Below are 16749 nucleotides of genomic sequence, written 5' to 3' on the forward strand. Positions count from 1 at the left end.
CAGTGCAGAGTCCGTTGCGTCCTGTATTTGTACAAGACCTATACAAAGAATGGACCGATCGTGGATAAAGCGCAAGGACGATCTTCACCAGATGATAGATGAATCCGGGTCAGGATTCCCGGTTCCGCCTTGCGAGTCTGGAGCCAGTCTAAGCATCCAAATCGCAAAATGCGAATATATCGAATGGCGCATGTGAGCGCGCCGTTTGTCGTGTTGAAGATGGTCTCTGGATGCGGCTTTCAGCGCCCGGGATCCGAGCTCCGGGGCCGCTTGAGGAGGACATAGACGGCACCGGTACCGCCGTCGGTCGGCCGCGCGGAGCAGAACGCAAGGACATCGTCGCGCTGGCGCAGCCAGTGGTCGGTCAGCCCCTTGAGTACCGGGCCCTTTTGGCGTGAACGCAGGCCCTTGCCGTGCACGATCCGTACGCACAGGGCGCCGCCCCGGCGGGCATCATCAAGGAACAGGCCGATCGCGCGGCGCGCCTCGGCGGCGAACAGGCCGTGCAGGTCGATCTCGTCCTGTACGCGGTAGTGTCCGCCCCGCAGCTTGCGAAATACGCGCGGGCTGATGCCGGGGCGGGCAAAGCGGAGTTCATCGCCCGGCTGCAGGTCGGCGGCGTTAAGCGGATCGCTCAGCCAGTCGGCGTGGGCGCGCGTCTCGTCGGCCTCTCGCTGGCGTGCCCGGGCTGCGGGAGGCGGGGGGCGGACATCGGCCTGATCACTGTGCAGCCGTCGCACGTTGCCAACGGCCTGCAGGAATTCGTCGAAATCGTTGGGATCATCCCCGGAGTTCATGGCAGGATACTCGCACTTTTCGGGGGGCGGGCGCGATCGAGTCGATTCGAGAGCGTCTCCCTAGACGGTTTCCAGTATATTGAGTGCCCTCCCAACGGCCCTGTTCCTGCATGCGCATTCTGGTTAGCAACGACGATGGAATTCACGCCCCGGGCATCCAGTGCCTGGCGACGCATCTGCGGCGGATTGCCGAGGTGCACGTGGTGGCCCCGGACCGGGATCGCAGCGGTGCCAGCAACAGCCTGACGCTGGTGCGGCCGCTGCGGGCGCGTCACCTCCAGAGCGGTGATGTACAGGTCGACGGGACCCCGACGGACTGCGTGCACCTGGCGATCACCGGATTGTTGCAGCAGGAGCCGGATGTGGTCATCTCCGGCATCAATGCCGGCGCGAACATGGGCGACGACGTGCTGTATTCCGGCACGGTGGCAGCTGCGATGGAAGGACGCTTTCTGGGGCTCCCGTCGATTGCGGTGTCGCTGGTGGGCCCGGATCTGCAGCACTACGACGCTGCGGCAAGCGTAGTGGTCGAATTGCTGGACCGCATCAACCGCGTGCCGCTGCCGGCGGCCACCATCCTGAATGTGAATGTCCCCGATCTGCCGCGCTCGGAGATCCGTGGTGTGCAGGCCACGCGCCTGGGGCATCGCCATCGGGCGGAGCCGATGATCGCGGACGAGGACCCCCGCGGGCGCCCGATCTACTGGGTCGGGCCGGCCGGGTCGGAACAGGACGCCGGCCCGGGTACCGACTTCCACGCGGTGCGCGAGGGCTACGTCTCGGTGACGCCGATACAGGTGGACCTCACGCGCTTTGACGCCATCGACACGGTGGGACGCTGGCTGGACGACTCGCTCCCGGAGGCTGGACATGGTTCCTGACGCCACCGGCGCCGGTCTGACCTCGCAGCGTGCCCGTGACCGACTGGTGCGGTTGCTGGAGGGGCAGGGCATCCGCGACCCGCGAGTACTGGAGGCGATCCGTTCGATTCCGCGCCACCTGTTTGTCGAGGAGGCGCTGAGCCATCGCGCCTACGAAAACACGGCGTTGCCGATCGGACATCGCCAGACCATCTCCCAGCCCTTCATCGTCGCGCGCATGACCGAGGCACTGCTCGAGGGCGAGCGCCCCCGGACGGTCCTGGAGATCGGGACCGGCTCCGGCTATCAGGCGGCGGTCCTGGCGCAGATCGTGGATCGGGTGTTCTCGGTGGAGCGCATTCAGGCGCTCAGCCGGAACGCCCGCGAACTGTTGAGCCGTCTGGGCATCAACAACGTCAATCTTCGGCACAGTGATGGGGCCGACGGCTGGCCGGACAAGGCGCCGTTTGACGGCATCATCCTGACCGCAGCGCCGAAGGAGGTCCCCGAGGCATTGCTGACCCAGCTGGCGCTGGGCGGGCGCCTGGTCGCGCCCGTGGAAGGCCCGGATGGGCGTCAGCAGCTGGTGCGCTATACCCGGACGGAAGAGGCCTATGTGCGCGATATCCTGGACGCGGTGATGTTCGTGCCGATGCTTCCGGGGGCCGAGCAATGACGGCGGACCGTGCAGGTCGAGGCATTTGTGACTGAACTGGTCGCGGCGGTACGGCATCGATGAAGCTCTTCGAGCCGCTCTACGACCGGGTGATGGCCTGGTCCCGCCATCGTCATGCGCCGCGTTATCTGGCCGGGCTCTCGTTCGCCGAGTCTTCGTTCTTTCCCATCCCCCCGGACGTGATGCTTGCGCCGATGGCGGCGGCGCAGCCGCGTTCCGCCTGGCGGCTGGCCGCGCTGACCACCCTGTTTTCCGCGCTTGGCGGTTTGCTCGGGTACCTGATCGGGTGGCTGGCGTTCGAGTGGATCGGGCCCTGGCTGCATCAGGTCGGGTACGGCGAGGAGTTAAGCCAGGCCGAGGCCTGGTTTGACACCTGGGGAGTTTGGGTCGTCCTGGTCGCCGGCTTTTCACCGATCCCCTACAAGCTGTTCACCGTGACCGCCGGGGCACTTTCGATGGCCCTGTTGCCGTTCTTGATCGCGTCGTTGGTGGGGCGCGGGCTGCGTTTCTTCCTGGTCGCGTTGTTCATGGCCTGGGCCGGGCCGCGTGCGGAGCGCCATCTGCGACCGTATATGGAGCGTCTGGGCTGGGCGGCCATTATCCTGCTGGCCGTGGCCATGGCGATCTATCTGGTAATGGACTGACATGCGCCGGCGCATGGTTCAGGGATTGGTGACGGGGTTGGTGCTGGTCCTGGTTGCGAGTGTCCTGGCCGGTTGTGCGGCGCGTGCGCCCAGCGGGGCCTCGATGCCGGACACCCACGTGGTGCAGCGCAACGAGACGCTGTATCGCATTGCCCAGCGCTACGGCTTGGAATGGCGCGATCTGGCCCGACGCAATGCCATCGGTGCCCCTTATGTCATCCATCCCGGTCAGCGCCTGCGGCTGCGAGGTGCGGCGCGCTCGTCGCCGCCCAGCGCGCCACAGGCCTCTTCAGCGCCGAGCACGCGGCAACCATCCTCGGGCGCCTCTGGCCGCGACAGCGGTGGCGGAACCTCGTCCGGCTCTACCTCAAGCTCGTCGACTTCGAGTCCGCCGCCCTCCGATCCGGGTGGCTGGCAATGGCCAGCGGCGGGCGAGGTGCTGCGCGGATTCTCCAGCAGCGGCACGCGCCGAGGGCTTGCGATCGGCGGCGAACGGGGGGATCACGTACGGGCAACGCGGGCCGGGGAAGTGGTCTATGCAGGTGGCGGCCTGGTGGGGTATGGTCGATTGATCATCCTCAAGCACGACGCGCGGTTCCTCAGTGCCTACGGGCACAACGATGAATTGCTGGTGAGCGAGGGTGACCAGGTTCAGGCGGGCGACACCATCGCGCGTCTGGGGTCATCGGGGGCCGAGCGCCCGATGTTGCACTTCGAGATCCGGGTGGACGGGACGCCGGTAGACCCGGCGCGATACCTCCCGGACCGCTGACTCGATCGAGAGCAGGACACTACATGGCCAAGATCCGGCAACCGGCCGCTCCGGAACTGCACAACGACAACCTGACCCACGATCCGGATCCGGAGGGGGCGACCCAGGTGCCCGAGGATCTGGCCCATCCGGTCGAAAAGATCGAGGAATCCGAGGATCCGGAAGACGTCTCGGAGGCGGTGGTACCCGACGTCACCGCCGGCTTGAAACCGGAAGAAGGCGCTCCGGTACGGCCGAAAACCCTGCGCGACGCGCGTCCCGCGGAACTGGATGCGATCCAGATCTATCTGCGCGATATCGAATACCGCCCGCTGCTGACCCCCGAGGAAGAGCGCAAGTACGCGCGTCTGGCGCGCGAGGGAGATGAGAGTGGCCGCCGGCGCATGATCGAGTGCAATCTTCGGTTGGTGGTCAAAATCGCCCGTCGCTACCTGAACCGGGGTTTGCCGCTGCTTGACCTGATCGAGGAGGGCAATCTCGGCCTCATGCACTCCGTGGAAAAATTCGACCCGGAGCGCGGCTTTCGTTTTTCCACCTACGCCACCTGGTGGATCCGCCAGACCATCGAACGGGCCCTGATGAATCAGGGGCGGACCATCCGCATTCCGGTGCATGTGAGCAAGGAGTTGCGCATGCACGCACGGATTGCGCGCAACCTGACGCAGGAACTGGGCCGCGACCCCACCGAGGAAGAGCTGGCGGAGCGCTTGGGACGGCCGGTGGCGGAGATCCAGAAGCTGCGCGCGATGTCCGAACCCTCCACCTCGATGGATTTGCCGTCGGGCCCGGACGGCGATCGCTCGCTGGCCGATATCCTTGCCGACGTGAATGCGCCCGAGCCCTCCACTTTGCTGGAGGATCAGGATCTTCATCATCTGGTGGATGCCTGGCTGGAAGAACTGGACCACAAACAGCGCGAGGTGCTGGTGCGGCGGTTCGGGCTGCACGGTTTCGAGCGCTCGACCCTGGAGCAGGTAGGGGCGGAGATCGGCGTGACCCGGGAGCGGGTGCGGCAGATTCAGATGGATGCGCTGAAGCGGCTGCGGAAGCTACTGGAGTCGCGTGGAATGAAGGGCGACGAGGTCCTGCCGAGTTCCTGAGCGGGTTGCCGGAAAGCGCCCGAGCCCTCCACTTTGCTAGAGGATGACGTGTCGCTTATCCGTTGATGATCAGGGCAGCGGCGACGTCGCGGCCCTCGGCCATGATCAGGTTGTACGTGCGGCAGGCAGCCGCGGTGTCCATGATCTCCACCCCCAGACCCTGCGAGCGCAGATGACGCCATACCGCGCGGTCCGGGAATTGCTGGACCGTACCGGTGCCGATTAGCAGGACCTCGGGCGGCGCGTCCAGTATCGCTTGCAGATGATCCACGCCCAGTTGTTCGACCGAGTCGACTGGCCAGTCGGTGCGCAGTTCGTGCGGGCGGACGATCAGGCTGCGGCTGTGCGCAATCTGGTTGATTCCGACGCGCCCCGACTCGTAGCCGGTCACGATGTAGGAGTCTTCGCTGGTGACTTCGGAAAACAGCATCCCTTTACGCTACTCCGAGCCCGCGACAGGCTCAAGATTCCATCCCCGTTCGGCGGGGCGTCCGAGCCTTGGTTCGTTGACAGCCGGGGGCCCGGGTTATACTTTGGCGCGCTTTCCGGTGCGGCATCCGGAGGGGCCGTTTTGGCCCTGCAAAGCGTTCCCCAAGGCCCCAACCAGGACCCAGAATCCGTGACCGACGTCTTTCCCCGTATAGAGCGCCTCCCGCCCTACGTCTTCAACATCGTGAACCAGTTGAAGGCCGAGGCCCGCGCCCGCGGCGAGGACATCATCGACTTCGGCATGGGCAACCCGGACCAGCCGACGCCGCAGCACATCGTGGACAAGCTGTGCGAGGCGGCGCAACGCGGCGATACCCACCGCTATTCCGTGTCCAAGGGCATCCCGCGGCTGCGGCGGGCGATCACGCGCTGGTACAAGACCCGGTTCGATGTCGATCTCGACCCGGAGACCGAGGCGATCGTGACCATCGGTTCCAAGGAAGGCCTGGCGCACCTTGCGCTGGCGACCCTGGGGCCGGGTGATGCGGTGCTGGTGCCGAATCCGGCCTATCCGATTCATCCCTATGGTTGTGTGATTGCCGGGGCAGACGTGCGCCATGTGCCGTTGACGCCGGATGTCGACTTCTTCGCCGAGCTGGAGCGGGCGATCCAGGACTCCTGGCCAAAGCCGAAGATGCTGATCCTCAACTTCCCGGCGAATCCGACCACCCAGTGCGTGGATCGGGAGTTCTTCGAGCGGGTCGTGGCGATCTGCAAGGAACATGGCATCTGGATCGTGCACGACCTGGCCTATGCCGAGATTAGTTTTGACGGCTACAAGGCGCCTTCGATCTTCGAAGTGCCGGGGGCGAAGGACATTGCGGTGGAGTTCTACACCCTGTCCAAGACCTACAACATGCCGGGCTGGCGCGTCGGCTTCATGTGCGGCAACGCGACCCTGGTTGCGGCGCTGGCGCGGATCAAGTCGTATCTGGACTATGGCACCTTCACGCCGATCCAGGTCGCCGCGATTGCGGCGCTGGAGGGCCCGCAGGACTGCGTGGAGGAGATTCGCGAGCTCTACCGGGTGCGCCGTGATGTCCTCTGCGAGGGGCTGAACAAGCTCGGCTGGCAGGTCGAGAAGCCGAAGGCGACCATGTTCGTCTGGGCGCCGATCCCCGAGCCCTACCGCGAGATGGGCTCGCTGGAGTTCGCCAAGAAGATGCTGAGCGACGCCAAGGTGGCGGTCTCGCCGGGGGTGGGTTTCGGCAACTACGGAGACGACCACGTGCGCTTCAGCCTGATCGAGAACGAGCAGCGTACGCGCCAGGCCCTGCGCGGGATCAAGGCGATGTTCCGCGCGGACTCGATCCTGGCCGACGCCTCCGAGGAAAATCCGGGTTCGGGCAGCTAGTTCGACCGCCGCAGACCCTCAACGCAATGAACACGGGGCGCCGCTGGTGCCCGACGTCAAGGACAGCAAGGCTATGACGCCGGTAAAGATCGGAATTCTGGGACTGGGAACTGTCGGCTGCGGGACGATCAACGTGCTCGCACGCAACGGCACCGAGATCGCCCGCCGCGCGGGTCGCGACATTCAGGTCGTGGCAGCTGCCGCGCGCGACATCCAGCGCGAGCGCGAATGCGATTGCTCGCAGATCCGCCTGACCACCGATCCGGCCGAGGTCGTCAACGATCCGGAGGTCGAGGTTGTCGTCGAACTGATGGGCGGGACGGATCTCGCCCTGAGCCTGGTACTGGCCGCGATTGACGCGGGCAAGCACGTGGTCACCGCCAACAAGGCCCTGATCGCGCTGCATGGCAACGCGATCTTCGAGCGCGCCCAGGAGAAGGGCGTGATGGTGGCCTTCGAGGCGGCAGTCGCCGGTGGCATCCCGATCATCAAGGCGATCCGCGAGGGTCTCGCCGGCAACCAGATCGAGTGGCTGGCCGGGATCATCAACGGTACCGGAAACTTCATCCTCAGCGAGATGCGCGACAAGGGTCGTGACTTCGAGGACGTGCTGGCCGAGGCCCAGGCACTGGGCTATGCCGAGGCCGATCCGACCTTTGACGTGGAGGGGATCGACGCCGCGCACAAGCTGGCGATCCTGGCCTCGATCGCCTTCGGCATCCCGCTCCAGTTCGACCGTGTCGCGGTGGAGGGGATCAGCGATATCACCCGCGAGGATGTCGGCTTCGCCGCGGAACTGGGCTATCGCATCAAGCACCTCGGGATCGCCCGGCGGACGCCGAAGGGCTACGAACTGCGGGTGCATCCGACGCTGATCCCGGAGCGCCGGCTGATCGCGAACGTCGACGGCGTGATGAACGCCGTACTGGTGAACGCGGATGCGGTCGGCCCGACGCTGTACTACGGCGCCGGGGCCGGGGCCGAGGCGACCGCCTCCGCAGTGGTGGCCGATCTGGTCGACGTGGTGCGCGCCCTGACCACGGATCCGGAGAACCGCGTGCCGCATCTGGCCTTCCAGCCGGATGCCCTGTCGGACAAACCGGTGCTGGATCTTGCCGAGGTGGAGACCTCCTTCTACCTGCGCCTGCGCACCCAGGACCGCCCCGGCGTACTGGCCGACATTACCCGGATCCTGGGCGAGCACGGCATCAGCATCGAGGCGATCCTGCAGCGCGAGCCGGACCCGGAGCGCGGCGAGGCCACGATCATCATGCTGACGCACAAGGTTCGCGAGGGCGCGATGAACGAGGCAATTGCCGCGATCGAGGCCCTGGATCACCTGTTGACCCCGATTACCCGTATCCGCATGGAAGGACTGGCGCGCTAGTTGGCGCTCTATCCCTTTCGCAACGACGAAGAGAACACCATGGCCTTTGGACATCGCTATACCGGACTGATCGAGCGCTACCGTGACCGCCTGCCGGTACACGACGACACGCGCATCATCTCGCTGGGCGAGGGCAACACGCCCTTGATCCGTCTGAACAACATCCCGCGCGAGCTCACGCGCGAGGTCGAGATCTACGTCAAGTTCGAGGGGCTGAATCCGACCGGATCGTTCAAGGACCGGGGGATGACCATGGCCGTGACCAAGGCCATCGAGGAGGGCTCGCGGGCGATTGTCTGCGCCTCCACCGGCAACACCTCGGCCGCTGCCGCTGCGTATGCGGCGCGTGCGGGCATTACCGCGTTGGTGGTGATCCCGGACGGCAAGATCGCCCTGGGCAAGCTCGCCCAGGCGATGATGCACGGCGCCACGGTGATCCAGATCGAGGGCAACTTCGACGACGGCATGCGTCTGGTCAAGGAGGTTGCCTCCAATACGCCGGTGACGCTGGTGAACTCGGTGAACCCGTATCGCCTGCAGGGCCAGAAGACGGCCGCCTTCGAGATCGTCGAGGAACTGGGCCGTGCCCCGGACTACCACTGCCTGCCGGTGGGCAACGCGGGGAACATCACCGCGCACTGGATCGGGTACAGCGAGATGGCGGCCAAGAGCAGCGACGACGTGACCGAAGCCTGTTCCTATTGCAAGGGCCACTGCAAGTACGCCGGTGGCGGCATGGTGGGTAACCGTCCGCACATGGTCGGCTATCAGGCGGCGGGATCCGCACCGTTCATGCGTGGCGCGATGGTCGATAACCCGGACACCGTGGCGACCGCGATCCGTATCGGCCATCCGCAGTCCTGGGACATGGCCTGGAAGGTCCGCGAGGAATCCGGCGGCTGGTTCGACGAGTGCCAGGACGACGAGATTCTGGCTGCGCAGAAGCTCCTGGCGGAAAAGGAAGGCGTGTTCTGCGAGCCGGCTTCTGCCGCGTCGCTGGCGGGTGCGCTACGCGACATCCGCGAGGGCAAGATCCAGGAAGGCTCCACCGTGGTGTGCACCCTTACGGGCAACGGCCTGAAGGACCCGGATACGGCCATCGCCCAGAGCGTGATTCAGCCAGCCAAGGTCCCGGCGGAGCTGGACGCGGTCTCCCGCGCGATCCGCGACAACCTGGTTTGAGGCACCCCGCCATCGCGCGTGACGCGATGGCGGCGAACGAATCTGGGGCGGGTCAGGGCTTGCTGCGCAGGTCCAGGTCGAACAGGGTGTCGCCGCCGAGGCGGAAGATACGGCAAGGCGGGCGTAACGCCTGATCCAGCGAGTCGATCTCCGGCAGGGTCACACCCGGACGCCCGGAGCCGATCAGCATGGGTGCGATGGTCAGGTGCAGCCGGTCCAGGGTGTCGGCCTCGAGAAAGCGCGAGACCGTCTGGCCGCCGCCTTCGACCAGCAGGCGATGCAGGCCCATCTCCGCGAGTTGGCCGCGGATCCTGGCGGGGTCGAAGCGGTCGTCGGCCCCGGTGGGCATCTCCAGGCATTCGACATGCTCGGGCAGGCCGCAGGGTCCATACCCGGCCGCGTGCAGGACAATGGTCCGGACCTCGGCATTGCGAAAGACATGCGCATCAGCGGGAATACGGCCATCGGGGTCCAGGATCACGCGGACCGGGTTGGGGCCCTCGGTCTTGCGCACGGTCAGGCGAGGGTCGTCGGCCACGACCGTGCCGGCGCCGACGATCACGGCATCGACCAGGGCCCGCAGGCGATGCAGGCGCTCGATGTCCTCGGGGCCGGTGACGTAGTGCGACTTGCCGCTCGCGGTGGCAATGCGCCCGTCCAGGCTCTGGCCGAGCTGGGCCACGGTGATGCTGGGGGCCTCGACGATCGGGCCGTAGAGATCCAGCAACTCGTGGGCACCCGGTGCCAGGGGGCCGGGCAGGGGGCAGCACCCGGGATCGGCCCGTTGCGCCAGCAGCCAGCGCCAGGCCTGCTCCTCGGTTACCGGATAGGCCGTCATGCCGCAATCCCCGGGGTTACGGGACCGCAAGTAGCGAGTTGGGGTAGGCTAACGCCGTCTTCGACCTGCCTGGCCAAGCCGGGAGCCGCCTCCGGGGAATTCGCGGTTTGCGGGCTGGTCATAAACAAAACTCCGTATGGAAGCACCCGATGCACAACGCCGATCGCGGGATCTTTGATCTTCGCCGGGGCCATCCGGTCCTGGTGAGTGGTTCGCAGTCGAGTGTACTCGTTGCGGCCGTCGAGGGGCTGACCCCTGTGTTGCTGGATCGCCTGACCCACATGACCGGGTCCGGGCCTCGACTGATTCTAACCGCGCACCGCGCCTCTGCAATGGGCTGGTCCCAGCCGCTGCAGGAAGGCTGGGAAGGTGTGGCCCTGGAATTCGCTCCGAATACCGATCCCGAGGCCCTGTTTACACTGGCCAGCGCCCCGGAAGCCTCGAACGAGACGACCCATCCGTACGCCGCGATTGGGCAGCCCACGGTGGTTCGTGCGCTTCCCGCAGAGGTCGCGGCCCTGGAGCTTGTGCGTGCGGGGCGTCTGTTGCCGGCGGTGGTGGCCGCGCCGGTCCCCGAGCCGGTGCCGGAGGCCATTCGCGCGGCGCTGGCGGATGGCATGTTCCTCGACGTCGACGAGCAGGAGGCGCGCGCGGTGGCCAAGCACCCGCGCCTGGAACTGGCCTATGTCAGTGAGGCCCCGGTGCCGCTGGCGGACGCGCCGGTCACTCGATTCATGCTGTTCCGCGAGGGCAACGGGATCCTGGAGCACGTCGCGGTGCTGATAGGGGAGCCCCGCGACTGGCCGGATGCGGTACCGGTCCGGCTGCACTCGGCCTGTCTGACCGGGGATCTGTTCGGCAGCCTCCGCTGTGACTGCGGCGATCAGCTGCGTCTGGGCGTGAAGACCATCAATGACTCGGGCGGCGGCGTCCTGTTGTATCTGGCGCAGGAGGGTCGTGGTATTGGACTCGCCAACAAGTTGCGCGCCTATACCATGCAGACGGCCGGACTGGATACCATCGATTCCGATTGCCAGCTGGGTTTCGAGGCCGATGGCCGGCGCTATGACGCGGCCGTGGAGATGCTGGAGTTCCTCGGCATCGACAGCGTGCGGCTATTGACCAACAATCCCGGAAAAATGGATGCCCTGCGTGCCGGTGGCATCGACGTGGTGGCACGCGAGCCGGTGCATGGCAAGCTGAATCCGCACAACCTGCGCTATCTCAGCACCAAGGCCGACCGTGGCGGCCACTGGCTCCAGGAGCTGCTGGCCTCGGAGGCCGAGCGCGGCTGACGCAACTGGCTCCCTTTCAGGGCGCGAGTTGCGTCAGGTCGAACCGCGCGGCGTCGCGGATCGTCGCGGCCAGGGTGCGAGCGTAGTGCTCCACCAATTGCTGTCCCAACTCGGCGGTTGCGCCGCGGGCATCCCCGACGACACCGGACGGGTGGAGGTCACCCGCCATCCAGGCGAAGGCCGCGCGCCCTTCGGGTTCCAGCACTTCCAGCTTTTCTGCGAGCTCCGCGCCCAGTGAAGGCGCGTCCAGGGCCGCTTCCATGCGCACGTGCTCGGGAGCGAGGAACCGCATCATCGCGGTCTCGATCAAGCCGCCGTGCAGGCCGTGGCGAAGCTCCTCGGGCGCGATTCGGGGCGCGTCCGGCGGGGGCTGGGTGAAATAGTGATGTTTGACCACAAGCATGCCGTGGGCGCGGCGCAACTCCAGGGCAGCGAGGTCGCAGATCGCGGTATTGCCGCCATGACTGTTGACGAGCAGCAGGCGCCGCAGGCCGCTGCGGGACACGCTGTCGCCGATGTCGCGCAGGGTGGCCAATGCGGTTTCGGGCTGCAGGCTCAGGGTGCCGGGGAAGCCGGTATGTTCGGTACTGGTGGCGATCGCCACCGGCGGCAGGACCGCGAGCGGAAGGTCCTCCGGCATGGTCTCGCAGGCGGCCTGCAGCAGGCCCAGCCCAATGCGGTAGTCGGTATCCAGCGGCAGGTGGGGGCCGTGTTGTTCGATGGCCGACAGGGGCAGGATCGCGACGGCATCGCGGGCGGCGAGCGCGGCGATCCCGTCGCTCGTGTGGTGTTGCCACCAGGGGAGGTTGTCGGCGTTCATAGGCTCAGCCTTGCCGCTCGCACTGGTTCCGTCAAGGCGACCCCTTCAAGCATCGTGTCGGCGGGCATACAGGTCGCCCGAACCCAGGTTTTCGCCGTGTCGCTCCAGCCAGGCAAGGATCGCTGCGGCGGATTGCCAGTCGGCGAATTGATACTGGCGGCGTTCGCCGCGGATCAGGTTGTATTCGTACGTGCCCAGTTCCGCCAGCTGGTCGAGGCAGTCGCGGGTGACGTCCAGCGCGCCGGCCACGAACTCGAAGGACAGGGCGGAGATGGGGTGGCTCAGGCCGCGCAGAACCTCGGACTCCATGCCCTCCACATCGATCTTGCAGAATGCTGGAGGCCCGTATTCGGCGATGAGTTGGTCGAGGGTGACCATGGGTACCGCGATCTCTTCATCCCAGCGTACGTGTTCAAAGCTGCGGTTCCGGGTGCGCAATGATCGTACCCAGGAACGCGAGGCGGAGGAGACGGTCGGGTGACGTCGGCTGACCTGCAGCTGTGCGGTACCTGGGCGTGGCCCGGCCACCTCGCGCCGAATCGAGATGCCCGGGCGCCCGCGCACCGCACGGCGCAGCCAGGGCAGGAGCTGCGGTTGCGGTTCCAGGGCGACCACACGCGCGCCAAGATCGGCGAAGGCGCGGGTGCGGTCGCCGACATGGGCTCCGATGTCGAACACCAGATCCCCGGACTGAATAAACGGGGCATACATATGCTGTAGTCCGCGCTGGCGTCCGGGGCGGCGATAGATGATCAGGGATCGCAGGACACCGATGGTCTGATCCAGCCAGGCCAGGTGGCGTGGGTTTTGCGGGGGTGTGCTCATCCTTTCAGGCTAACCGAGCGGAGGTCTCGGGGGAACGCTGGAGGCGCCGCAGGGTCTTCTGGATAGTTTGGCCGTGCCGGGACCCGGTCTCCGGGTTCGTGGAAGAGTGGGCGTTGGAAAATGTTCCCGCGCGTAGTGGGTTCGCAACGAGGAGTACTGCATGCAGGCGGGTTTTCGGGTGGGGACATGGGTGGGCGCGGTTGGCCTGCTGGCGGCATTGTTGGCGGGTACCGTGAAGGCGGGCAGTGATTGTCCGGCTCCGGGGGCGTGGTCCACGCCGGCGGGCGAGCCGCTGGATGCCGCCGAACTGTATGCCGACCTTGCCACCCGCGAGGTGGTGTTGCTGGGCGAGCGCCACGACCGGATGGATCATCATCGCTGGCAGTTGGGCACGCTTTCTGCGCTGCATGGTCAGCGTCCGGACATGGTGATCGGGCTGGAGATGCTGCCCCGCTCCAGGCAGCCGGTGCTGGATGCCTGGGTCGCGGGCGAGCTGGACCCGGAGGCATTCCTGGAGAAGAGCGGTTGGTACGAGCACTGGGGTTTCGACCCGGAGTTGTACTGGCCGATCCTGCACTTTGCCCGCGTCCACGACGTGCCGCTGCTGGCGCTGAACCTGGAACGGGAATATATCCAGCGTCTGGGTCACGACGGCTGGGATACCGTGGACGCCGATACGCGCGATGGGGTGTCGGCCCCGGCCGCGGCGAGCCAGGGCTACCGTGACTATCTGGAAGCCGTGCTGGAACGTCATCCAGCGGGCATGGGACCGGACTCGGAACGGTTTATCGCGACGCAGCTGGCGTGGGATCGGATGATGGCTGGCGGGATTGCGGCGCACATCAAGGCGGGAGGCGATACGCCGCCACTGGTGGCCGCGATCATTGGCTCCGGGCACCTGGAATACGGCTATGGGGTGCCGCATCAACTTGCCGATCTGGGCGTGAACGAGGCCGCGGTCTTGTTGCCGCTCGAGCCCGGCGGTTGTGCAGACAGCGATCCGGCGCTTGCGCACGCCGTCTTCGGCGTGCCACACGACGAGCGTTTTGAACGCTCGAGTTTGATGCTGGGCGTGCACCTGGAGTCCGATGACGCGCCGGGGATTCGCATCCTGCGCGTGCAGGAGGGGTCGGTCGGTGAGGCGGCCGGCCTGGAGGCTGGAGATCGCGTTTTGCGGGCAGGCGAACAGACCATCCGCGCCGCTGGCGATCTGCAACGCGTGGTGCAAGCGACGCCACCGGGCATGTGGCTGCCACTGCAGATCGAGCGTGAGGGCAAGCGGCTAGAGCGCGTGGCACGCTTCCCGCGCGAGGACTGACGCATGCGCCCGGGGTTGTTGGTGTGCAGTGTTGTCTTGTGGCTGGCCGGTGGAGCGGTTTCGGCCGACACGGCATACGATGGTGTGACGCTGGAGGTGGAACTGGATCCCAGCCAGGCGCGGCTGGAGGGGCGGTTCGAGGCGGATCCAGCCCGGATCGATCCGGCCTCGCTGCGCCGGTTCCGACTGGATCCGGGCATTGCCGTGGATGCGGTGACGCTTGGCGGGCAGATAGTCGAGTTCGACCGCAGCGAGGATGGTTGGCTGGAACTGGCGCGCGAGCCGGCCGCGGATGACGGGCCTTTGGCGATCCGCTATGGGGCGCGTCTTGCGGCACCGGACCAGGCACGTCCCGGGAGCGGATACCTGGGTCCGGACGGCGGGTATCTGCCGCCGGGCGCCGACTGGTATCCGCGCCGTCCCGATGCCGAGCCCCACGCTGTGCGGATCGAATTGAAGAGCCTTGGTGGCCATCTCGGGGTGGCTTCCGGCTCCCGCGTGGCCGAAGAGCGCCGGGGTGACGAATACCATGCGACGTTCGAGCACCCCGCTGGTCGAGCCCTGGCGATCGCTACCGGCCCCTGGGAGTCGGCCGAGCGACGGGTTGGAGATGTGGAGGTACGCACCCTGTTTCCGGTCGGCCTCGAGGAGCGATTCGGGGAGACCTATCGCGAGCAGGCGGCCAAATACCTGCAGCGCTTCAATGACGAGATCGGCCCGTACCCGTTTGCGACCTTCACGATCGCCGCGAGTCCGCAGCCCGTGGGGCTGGCGTTTTCCGGCTTTACGTTGTTGGGGGAGCGTGTGATTCCGCTGCCATTCATTCCGCACACCTCGCTGGGCCATGAGGTCCTGCACGCCTGGTGGGGAACCGGGGTGTACGTGGATTATTCCGCAGGCAACTGGTCGGAAGGGCTGACGACCTACATGGCCGACTATCAGTTCAAGCGCGACCGCGGCGAAGGGAGGGAGGAACGGGGCCAGTGGCTGCGCGATTACGCGGCCTTGCCGGCCGGGGAAGATCGCGCGCACGGGAGCTTCCGGGGTGGCAATTCCGGGGCGGCTCGCATCGCCGGCTATCACCGCGGCGCGATGCTGTGGCGAATGCTGGAGGATCGAATCGGGCGCGAGGCGCTGCTGTCGGGTGCGCGGGCCCTGTACGACGAATGGCGCTTTCGCGAGGCGGACTGGGACGCCGTGACCGGGGCGTTCGACGGAACGACGGATGAAGACCTGCGGCCCTTCTTTTCCCAGTGGGTAGAGCGCGCTGGCGCGCCTGCGCTGGAACTGACGGGACAGCGCCGCGAGGTGCGGGGAGATGGTTGGCGAGTACAGGGCCGGCTGCAACAACGCGACGAGCAGGCCCCTTGGGAGCTGTATGTGCCGCTGGAGCTGGAAACCGAGAACGGCCGCGAGACGCATTGGGTCGAGCTGAATGCGGCAGAGAAGGGGGTTTCGCTGGAGACCTCCAGCCGTCCCCTGGCCATTGCCATCGACCCCGACTGGCGAATGTTCCGCCATCTGGCAGCGGATGAGTCGCCCGCCATCCTGCGTCAGGGGGCGCTGGACCCGGAAGCCCGGGTGGTGGCGCTGGAGGATGCGGAACCCTCCGAGGTCGCCCCCTGGCTGGGTCGAGTGCCGGGCTCCGCGGACGACGCAGAAGGCATGCGGATCGTGCTGGGCTCGCATTCCTCCGTGGCCGGCTGGCTGGGGCGGCATGACTTGCCGAGCGACCCGGTCGCACTGGCGAATGCAGGCGAGATCGGTCCGGGTGCGCGGGCCTGGGCCGTACCGGATTCCCGGTTGGTTGTGATCAGTGGGGCGGACGCGGATACACGGCGCGAGGTATTGGCCGCATTGCGGCATCGATCCCACTACAGTTACCTGTTGCCCGGCGCGAACGGCGAATGGCGGACCGGCCTCTGGTCCCAGCCGGGAATATGGCAGGAGTTTGACGATGACGAATGAATTTCTGCTGGATCCACGCCTGGAGGCCGATACCTGGGCTGTGGCCGAGTGGCCACTCTCGCAGCTGCGCTTGATGGATCATCACGACTATCCCTGGTTCATCCTGGTGCCGCGCCGCGCCGATGTGCGCGAACTGCACCAACTGGCCCCCGAGGATGCCATCCAGCTGGCGCGCGAGTCCGGTGCACTGGCGCGGGCGATGGAGCAGGCCTTCGCCCCGAAGGCGCTGAACGTGGCCAAGCTTGGCAATATCGTGGAGCAGCTGCACCTGCATCATGTAGCGCGCCGCGAGGGGGACCCGGCGTGGCCCGGCCCCGTGTGGGGTGCCCCGAAATCGCGCGGGCTGGAAACGCAAGAGGCCGAGGACCGCATTGCGCGGGTCCTCGGCCTCGTCGGAGACGTCGGCGGCTAGGCCGGCGTCAGA

The 16749-nt window shown here is 66.6% G+C and carries 17 protein-coding genes; 12 read left to right on the forward strand and 5 right to left on the reverse strand.

Annotation, left to right across the window (positions count from 1 at the left end; translation table 11 throughout):
• Window positions 1-239: 239 nt before the first annotated feature.
• Complete coding sequence (locus F792_RS0110995; protein ID WP_018169642.1) at window positions 240-797, reverse strand: Smr/MutS family protein; 558 nt, start codon at window positions 795-797, stop codon at window positions 240-242.
• Between the two features lie 110 nt (window positions 798-907).
• Between F792_RS0110995 and surE the strand changes: the two genes are divergently transcribed.
• The 5 genes from surE to rpoS are packed head-to-tail and all read left to right on the forward strand — an operon-like array spanning window position 908 to window position 4849.
• Window positions 908-1678 (forward strand): 5'/3'-nucleotidase SurE, encoded by a 771-nt coding sequence (surE, locus tag F792_RS0111000; RefSeq protein ID WP_018145818.1) that lies wholly within the window; start codon window positions 908-910, stop codon window positions 1676-1678.
• The gene (locus F792_RS0111005; protein ID WP_018169643.1) at window positions 1668-2333 is read left to right on the forward strand and encodes a protein-L-isoaspartate(D-aspartate) O-methyltransferase; all 666 of its coding nucleotides are present in this window, start codon (window positions 1668-1670) and stop codon (window positions 2331-2333) included. Before surE ends, F792_RS0111005 begins: the two co-directional genes overlap by 11 nt.
• 59 nt (window positions 2334-2392) lie before the next feature.
• Window positions 2393-2977, forward strand: a complete 585-nt coding sequence (locus F792_RS0111010; protein ID WP_018145816.1) for a YqaA family protein — start codon at window positions 2393-2395, stop codon at window positions 2975-2977.
• Window position 2978: 1 nt separating this feature from the next.
• Complete coding sequence (locus F792_RS0111015) at window positions 2979-3749, forward strand: peptidoglycan DD-metalloendopeptidase family protein (RefSeq protein WP_018169644.1); 771 nt, start codon at window positions 2979-2981, stop codon at window positions 3747-3749.
• 23 nt (window positions 3750-3772) lie between these two features.
• The gene (gene rpoS / locus F792_RS0111020; RefSeq protein ID WP_018169645.1) at window positions 3773-4849 is read left to right on the forward strand and encodes an RNA polymerase sigma factor RpoS; all 1077 of its coding nucleotides are present in this window, start codon (window positions 3773-3775) and stop codon (window positions 4847-4849) included.
• Between the two features lie 55 nt (window positions 4850-4904).
• Here rpoS and F792_RS0111025 read toward each other — a convergent pair whose 3' ends face one another.
• Window positions 4905-5279, reverse strand: a complete 375-nt coding sequence (locus F792_RS0111025; protein ID WP_018145813.1) for an Mth938-like domain-containing protein — start codon at window positions 5277-5279, stop codon at window positions 4905-4907.
• Between the two features lie 189 nt (window positions 5280-5468).
• On the opposite strand from F792_RS0111025, the gene alaC reads away from it, so the two are divergent.
• The 3 genes from alaC (at window position 5469) to thrC (ending at window position 9261) form a co-directional block, all read left to right on the forward strand.
• A complete protein-coding gene (gene alaC / locus F792_RS0111030) occupies window positions 5469-6692 on the forward strand; it encodes an alanine transaminase (RefSeq protein WP_018937712.1) in 1224 nt (407 codons plus the stop codon).
• A 73-nt stretch (window positions 6693-6765) separates the two neighbouring features.
• Window positions 6766-8079 (forward strand): homoserine dehydrogenase, encoded by a 1314-nt coding sequence (locus F792_RS0111035; protein ID WP_018145811.1) that lies wholly within the window; start codon window positions 6766-6768, stop codon window positions 8077-8079.
• Window positions 8080-8118: 39 nt separating this feature from the next.
• Window positions 8119-9261, forward strand: a complete 1143-nt coding sequence (gene thrC / locus F792_RS0111040; protein WP_026305969.1) for a threonine synthase — start codon at window positions 8119-8121, stop codon at window positions 9259-9261.
• A gap of 52 nt (window positions 9262-9313) precedes the next feature.
• Here the strand turns inward: thrC and F792_RS0111045 are convergent, their stop codons facing one another.
• Window positions 9314-10099, reverse strand: coding sequence for a RibD family protein (locus F792_RS0111045; RefSeq protein WP_018145809.1), 786 nt, complete (start codon window positions 10097-10099; stop codon window positions 9314-9316).
• A gap of 149 nt (window positions 10100-10248) precedes the next feature.
• On the opposite strand from F792_RS0111045, the gene ribA reads away from it, so the two are divergent.
• The gene (gene ribA / locus F792_RS0111050; RefSeq protein ID WP_018169648.1) at window positions 10249-11394 is read left to right on the forward strand and encodes a GTP cyclohydrolase II RibA; all 1146 of its coding nucleotides are present in this window, start codon (window positions 10249-10251) and stop codon (window positions 11392-11394) included.
• Between the two features lie 16 nt (window positions 11395-11410).
• On the opposite strand, the gene F792_RS0111055 is transcribed toward ribA, so the two are convergent.
• Together F792_RS0111055 and F792_RS0111060 are read right to left on the reverse strand one after the other, a co-directional pair.
• The gene (locus tag F792_RS0111055; RefSeq protein ID WP_018169649.1) at window positions 11411-12214 is read right to left on the reverse strand and encodes a creatininase family protein; all 804 of its coding nucleotides are present in this window, start codon (window positions 12212-12214) and stop codon (window positions 11411-11413) included.
• 45 nt (window positions 12215-12259) lie between these two features.
• A complete protein-coding gene (locus F792_RS0111060; protein WP_018169650.1) occupies window positions 12260-13039 on the reverse strand; it encodes an FkbM family methyltransferase in 780 nt (259 codons plus the stop codon).
• Between the two features lie 160 nt (window positions 13040-13199).
• On the opposite strand from F792_RS0111060, the gene F792_RS0111065 reads away from it, so the two are divergent.
• Genes F792_RS0111065 through F792_RS0111075 form a run of 3 tightly spaced genes read left to right on the forward strand, consistent with a single transcriptional unit; the run spans window position 13200 to window position 16737 of the window.
• Window positions 13200-14357 (forward strand): ChaN family lipoprotein, encoded by a 1158-nt coding sequence (locus tag F792_RS0111065; protein WP_018169651.1) that lies wholly within the window; start codon window positions 13200-13202, stop codon window positions 14355-14357.
• 3 nt (window positions 14358-14360) lie between these two features.
• Window positions 14361-16325 carry a M1 family metallopeptidase gene (locus tag F792_RS0111070; RefSeq protein ID WP_018169652.1) on the forward strand — a complete coding sequence of 655 codons (1965 nt, stop codon included), beginning with the start codon at window positions 14361-14363 and terminating at the stop codon, window positions 16323-16325.
• Window positions 16315-16737: an HIT domain-containing protein gene (locus F792_RS0111075; protein WP_018169653.1), complete on the forward strand. Its 423-nt coding sequence runs from the start codon at window positions 16315-16317 to the stop codon at window positions 16735-16737. Before F792_RS0111070 ends, F792_RS0111075 begins: the two co-directional genes overlap by 11 nt.
• The last annotated feature ends 12 nt before the right edge of the window (window positions 16738-16749 follow it).

The sequence above is a fragment of the Thioalkalivibrio sp. ALMg9 genome, from assembly GCF_000380625.1.
Taxonomy (GTDB): Bacteria; Pseudomonadota; Gammaproteobacteria; order Ectothiorhodospirales; family Ectothiorhodospiraceae; genus Thioalkalivibrio; species Thioalkalivibrio versutus.

Bases quoted from the DNA above. Each gene is read 5' to 3' on its own strand.
- surE (WP_018145818.1), top strand. From the start codon at position 908: ATGCGCATTCTGGTTAGCAACGACGATGGAATTCACGCCCCGGGCATC.
- ribA (WP_018169648.1), top strand. From the start codon at position 10,249: ATGCACAACGCCGATCGCGGGATCTTTGATCTTCGCCGGGGCCATCCG.
- F792_RS0111025 (WP_018145813.1), bottom strand. From the start codon at position 5,279: ATGCTGTTTTCCGAAGTCACCAGCGAAGACTCCTACATCGTGACCGGC.
- F792_RS0110995 (WP_018169642.1), bottom strand. From the start codon at position 797: ATGAACTCCGGGGATGATCCCAACGATTTCGACGAATTCCTGCAGGCC.
- F792_RS0111010 (WP_018145816.1), top strand. From the start codon at position 2,393: ATGAAGCTCTTCGAGCCGCTCTACGACCGGGTGATGGCCTGGTCCCGC.
- F792_RS0111065 (WP_018169651.1), top strand. From the start codon at position 13,200: ATGCAGGCGGGTTTTCGGGTGGGGACATGGGTGGGCGCGGTTGGCCTG.
- F792_RS0111045 (WP_018145809.1), bottom strand. From the start codon at position 10,099: ATGACGGCCTATCCGGTAACCGAGGAGCAGGCCTGGCGCTGGCTGCTG.
- F792_RS0111075 (WP_018169653.1), top strand. From the start codon at position 16,315: ATGACGAATGAATTTCTGCTGGATCCACGCCTGGAGGCCGATACCTGG.
- F792_RS0111015 (WP_018169644.1), top strand. From the start codon at position 2,979: ATGCGCCGGCGCATGGTTCAGGGATTGGTGACGGGGTTGGTGCTGGTC.
- F792_RS0111005 (WP_018169643.1), top strand. From the start codon at position 1,668: ATGGTTCCTGACGCCACCGGCGCCGGTCTGACCTCGCAGCGTGCCCGT.
- thrC (WP_026305969.1), top strand. From the start codon at position 8,119: ATGGCCTTTGGACATCGCTATACCGGACTGATCGAGCGCTACCGTGAC.
- F792_RS0111070 (WP_018169652.1), top strand. From the start codon at position 14,361: ATGCGCCCGGGGTTGTTGGTGTGCAGTGTTGTCTTGTGGCTGGCCGGT.
- F792_RS0111055 (WP_018169649.1), bottom strand. From the start codon at position 12,214: ATGAACGCCGACAACCTCCCCTGGTGGCAACACCACACGAGCGACGGG.
- rpoS (WP_018169645.1), top strand. From the start codon at position 3,773: ATGGCCAAGATCCGGCAACCGGCCGCTCCGGAACTGCACAACGACAAC.
- F792_RS0111035 (WP_018145811.1), top strand. From the start codon at position 6,766: ATGACGCCGGTAAAGATCGGAATTCTGGGACTGGGAACTGTCGGCTGC.
- F792_RS0111060 (WP_018169650.1), bottom strand. From the start codon at position 13,039: ATGAGCACACCCCCGCAAAACCCACGCCACCTGGCCTGGCTGGATCAG.